At 72.8% G+C, this 4,175-nt stretch carries 4 protein-coding genes and 1 pseudogene; all 5 read left to right on the forward strand.

Annotated elements, in window-relative coordinates; genetic code table 11:
- Nucleotides 1-139: 139 nt before the first annotated feature.
- Nucleotides 140-1,012: a CheR family methyltransferase gene (locus ACLEQD_RS38145; protein WP_410390769.1), complete on the forward strand. Its 873-nt coding sequence runs from the start codon at nucleotides 140-142 to the stop codon at nucleotides 1,010-1,012.
- Nucleotides 1,012-2,056: pseudogene (gene cheB, locus ACLEQD_RS38150) on the forward strand (chemotaxis-specific protein-glutamate methyltransferase CheB). The gene ACLEQD_RS38145 and the pseudogene cheB overlap by 1 nt, the downstream one beginning before the upstream one ends.
- A gap of 69 nt (nucleotides 2,057-2,125) precedes the next feature.
- Nucleotides 2,126-2,509, forward strand: coding sequence for a response regulator (locus ACLEQD_RS38155; protein ID WP_410390766.1), 384 nt, complete (start codon nucleotides 2,126-2,128; stop codon nucleotides 2,507-2,509).
- A gap of 29 nt (nucleotides 2,510-2,538) precedes the next feature.
- The gene (locus ACLEQD_RS38160) at nucleotides 2,539-3,312 is read left to right on the forward strand and encodes an ABC transporter ATP-binding protein (protein ID WP_410390767.1); all 774 of its coding nucleotides are present in this window, start codon (nucleotides 2,539-2,541) and stop codon (nucleotides 3,310-3,312) included.
- The coding region (locus ACLEQD_RS38165; RefSeq protein WP_410390768.1) for a putative ABC exporter domain-containing protein at nucleotides 3,309-4,175 on the forward strand (867 nt) is incomplete at its 3' end. The genes ACLEQD_RS38160 and ACLEQD_RS38165, both read left to right, overlap by 4 nt.

Raw genomic sequence — 4,175 nt, forward strand, 5'->3', positions numbered from 1 at the left:
CGTGCTGGGCGGCCTGGGGCGGCCGGAGTGCCTCCTCGCGCTGGAGCAGGCGTTGTCGGTGGAGCGGACGCGCTGGCCCGCGCGGCGCTGGCGGACGCGGTGGCCCGGCTGTCGTCGGGGCGGTGAGGGGAGGACTCGGATGCCACGCTTCGACGAGGGCCGCCCGGAGATGACGCTGGAGGAGTTCCGGCTGCTGCGCGACCACGTCTACGCGCACTGCGGAATCCTCATCCACGAGAACATGAAGTTCGTGATGGAGCGCCGGCTGTGGCCCCGGCTGGAGGCGCTGGGCATCCAGGACTTCGGCTCCTACCACCGCTACCTGCGCTACGACGCTCTTCGCCACGCGGAGCTGGAAGCGGCGGTGGAGTCCCTCACCACGCACGAGACGTACTTCTTCCGCGAACCCGCGCAGCTCAAGGCCTTCCGCGAGGAGCTGCTCCCCATCCTGGAGAAGCGCAACGCGCACACGCGGCGGCTGCGGCTGTGGTCCGCGGGGTGTTCCTCCGGCGAGGAGGCGTACACGCTGGCCATGCTGCTGAAGGACAGCGGCCGCTTCAACGACTGGGACGTGGAGGTCATTGGCACGGACCTGTCGCGCCGCGTGCTGGCCGTGGCCCGCCGCGCGGAGTACGGCCCCAGCGCGCTGCGCGCGACGCCGCCGGACCTGCTGGAGCGCTACTTCATCCCCGTGGGCGTCAACCGCGTCCGCGTGCGCGACGACGTGAAGGCGTGGGTGAGCTTCGGCCACCACAACCTGGCGGACGTGGCGGGCAGCCAGCTGGTGCCGCGCACGGACGTCGTCTTCTGCCGCAACGTGATGATCTACTTCGACCAGGCCGCGCGCCGCCGCGTGCTGGGCGTCATCCGCGACCGGCTCTGCCCCGGCGGCTACCTGCTGCTGGGCCACGCGGAGAACCTGCTCAGCCTGGGCGCGGACTTCGAGCTGGTGCACCTGAAGGGCGACCTCGTGTACCGCCGGCCCGAGCTGCCGGGCGGGGAGGGCCGCTGATGTCACGCCCGCTCACGGTGCTCGTCATCGACGACTCGGCCACCAACCGCCGCACGCTCACCACGCTCCTGGAGTCCTCCTCCGACGTGAGGGTGCTGGACTGGGCGCAGGACGGCGAGGAGGGGCTCAAGAAGGTCCTGGACCTGAAGCCGGACGTGGTGACGCTGGACCTGGAGATGCCCCGGCTGGGCGGCCACACCTTCCTGCGGCTGCTCATGCGCGCGTCGCCCACGCCCGTCATCGTCATCTCCAGCTACGCGCACCAGTCGGACGTGTTCAAGGCGCTGGAGCTGGGCGCGTTCGACTTCATCGCCAAGCCGCCCGATGGCACCCCCGCGGCGCTGGAGAAGCTGCGGCGCGAGCTGCTCGGCAAGGTGCACGCCGCCCGCCACGTGAAGTCCGGCGGGCGCCACGGGGCCGCGCTGCGCGGCTCCGTGCTGTCGGGGGAGGTGCCGCAGGTCATCGCCGTGGGCGCGTCCACGGGCGGGCCTCCCGCGGTGCAGCGGCTGCTGGAGGGGCTGGCCTCCGAGCCGGCCGTCAGCGTGCTGGTGGGCCAGCACATGCCCTCGCAGTTCACCCGGGCCTTCGCGGAGCGCCTGGACCGCATCGGGCCCTTCACGGTGACGGAGGCGTGCGAGGGCGACGTGGTGACGCCGGGCCACGTCTACATCGCGCCGGGCGGGCGGCACCTGCTGCTGTCGGACCGCACCGGGCGCCTGGAGCTGCGCACGCCGTCGCCGGTGCCCGCGGACAAGTACGCCCCCGTCGGTGGACCGGCTCTTCGAGAGCGCGGCGGAGGTGCTGGGCCCTCGCGCGGTGGCGGTGGTGTTGACGGGCATGGGCGCGGACGGGGCGCAGGGCGTGCGCGCCGTCCGCCGCGAGGGCGGCGAGACGTGGGCGGAGTCCGAGAGCACGGCCGTGGTGTACGGCATGCCCAAGGAGGCCGTCGCCACCGGGGCGGTGACCCGCGTCCTTCCACTGGACGACATCGGTTCGGAGCTGGCCGCGCTGGTGCGCCGCCGCAAGCAGTCCGCCGGGCAGTGAATCGCCGGGTGCATGACAGCCGCCGCACAAACCCGGGACGCGCGGCGCGCCGGTGCTAGGCTGAGGGCCATGTCGCAGCAGATCCGCGCGCTGGTGGTGGATGACTCGCAGGCCATGCGCCGCAGCATCATGTACGCGCTCCAGCGCCTGACGGATGTGGTCTGCATCGAGGCGCAGGACGGCGTGGAGGGGCTGAAGAAGCTCGCCACGCAGGGGCGCTTCGACCTGGTGATGACGGACATCAACATGCCGTTGATGGACGGGCTGAAGCTCATCCACCACATCCGCCAGACGGAAGACCACCGGGCGGTGCCCATCGTCGTCGTGACGACCGAGGGCGCGAGCGCGGACCGCGAGCGGGCCATGGCGCTGGGGGCCACGGCGTACCTGGTGAAGCCCGTGCAGGCCCGCGTGGTGCTGGACACCGTGAAGGAACTCCTGAAGCTCGGCTGAGCTTCGACAGAGGAGACCCAAGGGCTCGCATGGAACCGGCGCTGGACGTCGAGGGGCTGGAGAAGACGTACGGCGCGGTGCGGGCGGTGCGCGGGCTGACCTTCCAGGTGGCGCCCGGCGAGGTGCTGGGCCTGGTGGGGCCCAACGGCGCGGGCAAGACGTCCACGCTGCGGTGCCTGGCCGGCATCCTCCCGCCTTCCGTGGGGCGCGTGCGGGTGGCGGGGCACGACCTGGCGGTGGCGCCGGTGGAGGCGAAGCGCCAGCTGGCGTTCCTGCCGGACGAGCCGCGCTTCTTCGAGTACCTCACCGTCTGGGAGCACCTGAACTTCACCGCGCGCCTCTACGGCGTGGAGGACTGGGAGGCGCGGGGCCGCGCGCTGCTGGAGGAGATGGAGCTGACCGGACGGGAGAAGTCGCTGCCGGGCGAGCTGTCGCGGGGCATGAAGCAGAAGCTGTCCATCGCGTGCGGCTTCCTGCACCAGCCCCGGCTCATCCTCCTGGACGAACCGCTGACGGGGTTGGATCCGCTGGGCATCCGCCGGATGAAGGCGTCGCTGCGCCGCCGCTCGGAAGAGGGCACGGCGCTGGTGCTGTCGTCGCACCTGCTCCCGCTGGTGGAGGAGCTGTGCCACCGGCTGCTCGTCATCGCCGGAGGGCGCGCGGTGGCGCTGGGGTCGCTGCCGGAGATCCGCGAGCAGATGGCGGGCGGGGCAGGGGACGGCGCGTCGCTGGAGGAGCTGTTCGTGCGCATCACCAGCGCGGCGTCGGAGGAGGCGGCGGCGCGGGGGAACGAGCCGGCGTGAGCTTCCCGGGCGCGGTGGCGTTCCTCTGGGTGAGGACGTGGCGCAACCGGGTGGTGCGCCAGGTGCAGCGGCTGAAGCGCCCGCGCTATCTCCTGGGCGCGGCGGTGGGGCTCGCGTACCTGTACTCGCTGGTGGGCCGCAGCGTCTTCGTCCAGGGCACGGGCCGCGCGGTGTCTCCCAACGCGCGGCTGTTCGCGGAGTTCTCGCTGGAGGTGTCGGTGCTGGCCACGCTGGTGACGGCGTGGGTGCTGGGCACGGACCGGCCGGCGCTGACCTTCACGCAGACGGAGGTGCAGACCTTCTTCTCCGCGCCCGTCACGCGCCAGGCGCTGCTGCACTACAAGCTGCTGCGCGGCCTCCTGAGCGCGATGCTCGCGGCGCTGGCGGCGACCCTCTTCGTGGGGCGCTTCACCAGCCCCCGGCCGGAGCTCTTCTTCCTGGGCGCGGCGCTGGCCATGGGGACGCTCTACCTGCACGGCACCGCGGCCTCCTTCGTGCGCGCGTGGCTGGTGTCGCGAGGGCGCTGGGGCAGCGCGGTGCGGTGGACGGTGGTGGCCGTTGTCCTCGTGGCGGGGATGGGGATGCTGCTGTCCACGCTGCGCGACCATCCGCTGCCGGAGAACCTCTCCGCGCCCTTCGCCGTGCGCGAGTGGCTGCGCGACGTGCTCAACGCGCCCGGGCCTCGCGCGGTGCTGTGGCCGGGCCGGGCGCTGGTGGCTCCGTCGTTGGCGCGCAGCGGGCAGGACTTCCTGCGCTACCTGCCCGCGTCGCTGGCGCTGCTGGTGGCGCACTACGCCTGGGTGCTGGCGGTGGAGGTACCCTTCGAGGACTCGGCGGTCGCGGGGGCGGATGCGCGGACGCGG

Source organism: Corallococcus sp. 4LFB, from assembly GCF_046520365.1.
Taxonomy (GTDB): domain Bacteria; phylum Myxococcota; class Myxococcia; order Myxococcales; family Myxococcaceae; genus Corallococcus; species Corallococcus caeni.

Coding starts and splice junctions, on each gene's coding strand:
- ACLEQD_RS38155 (WP_410390766.1), top strand. CDS start 2,126: ATGTCGCAGCAGATCCGCGCGCTGGTGGTGGATGACTCGCAGGCCATG.
- ACLEQD_RS38160 (WP_410390767.1), top strand. CDS start 2,539: ATGGAACCGGCGCTGGACGTCGAGGGGCTGGAGAAGACGTACGGCGCG.
- ACLEQD_RS38145 (WP_410390769.1), top strand. CDS start 140: ATGCCACGCTTCGACGAGGGCCGCCCGGAGATGACGCTGGAGGAGTTC.